The 1,062-nt window shown below is 49.1% G+C and carries 1 rRNA gene; it reads left to right on the top strand.

Annotated elements, in window-relative coordinates:
- Positions 1-174 precede the first annotated feature (174 nt).
- Positions 175-1,062 (top strand): 16S ribosomal RNA (locus GQR39_RS20005); the annotation flags it as partial.

The raw sequence follows: 1,062 nt of genomic DNA, 5'->3' as shown, positions 1-1,062 counted from the left end.
AAATTAGAGTCTCAATTGAAACTGAGTGACCATATGTTATTAAAAAATTCAGCCTTGAGCTGTTTTGATTTTACTTTTTTAAAAGTGAAAATAATAACGCACAGTCAATTCGTTTTTGGAAACAAAAACAATAAATTCAGAATTCATTGAGCTGTCGAAAGACATAAAACTTTTTAATTGAAGAGTTTGATCATGGCTCAGATTGAACGCTGGCGGCAGGCCTAACACATGCAAGTCGAGCGGTAACAGAAAGTAGCTTGCTACTTTGCTGACGAGCGGCGGACGGGTGAGTAATGCTTGGGAACATGCCTTGAGGTGGGGGACAACAGTTGGAAACGACTGCTAATACCGCATAATGTCTACGGACCAAAGGGGGCTTCGGCTCTCGCCTTTAGATTGGCCCAAGTGGGATTAGCTAGTTGGTGAGGTAATGGCTCACCAAGGCGACGATCCCTAGCTGGTTTGAGAGGATGATCAGCCACACTGGGACTGAGACACGGCCCAGACTCCTACGGGAGGCAGCAGTGGGGAATATTGCACAATGGGCGCAAGCCTGATGCAGCCATGCCGCGTGTGTGAAGAAGGCCTTCGGGTTGTAAAGCACTTTCAGTCAGGAGGAAAGGTTAACGGTTAATACCCGTTAGCTGTGACGTTACTGACAGAAGAAGCACCGGCTAACTCCGTGCCAGCAGCCGCGGTAATACGGAGGGTGCGAGCGTTAATCGGAATTACTGGGCGTAAAGCGTACGCAGGCGGTTTGTTAAGCGAGATGTGAAAGCCCCGGGCTCAACCTGGGAACTGCATTTCGAACTGGCAAACTAGAGTGTGATAGAGGGTGGTAGAATTTCAGGTGTAGCGGTGAAATGCGTAGAGATCTGAAGGAATACCGATGGCGAAGGCAGCCACCTGGGTCAACACTGACGCTCATGTACGAAAGCGTGGGGAGCAAACGGGATTAGATACCCCGGTAGTCCACGCCGTAAACGATGTCTACTAGAAGCTCGGAGCCTCGGTTCTGTTTTTCAAAGCTAACGCATTAAGTAGACCGCCTGGGGAGTACGG

Source organism: Pseudoalteromonas sp. C8, from assembly GCF_011378685.1.
GTDB lineage: Bacteria > Pseudomonadota > Gammaproteobacteria > Enterobacterales > Alteromonadaceae > Pseudoalteromonas > Pseudoalteromonas arctica.
The sequence above is the reverse complement of the archived record's forward strand: the minus strand, read 5'-3'. Positions and strand labels throughout refer to the sequence as shown.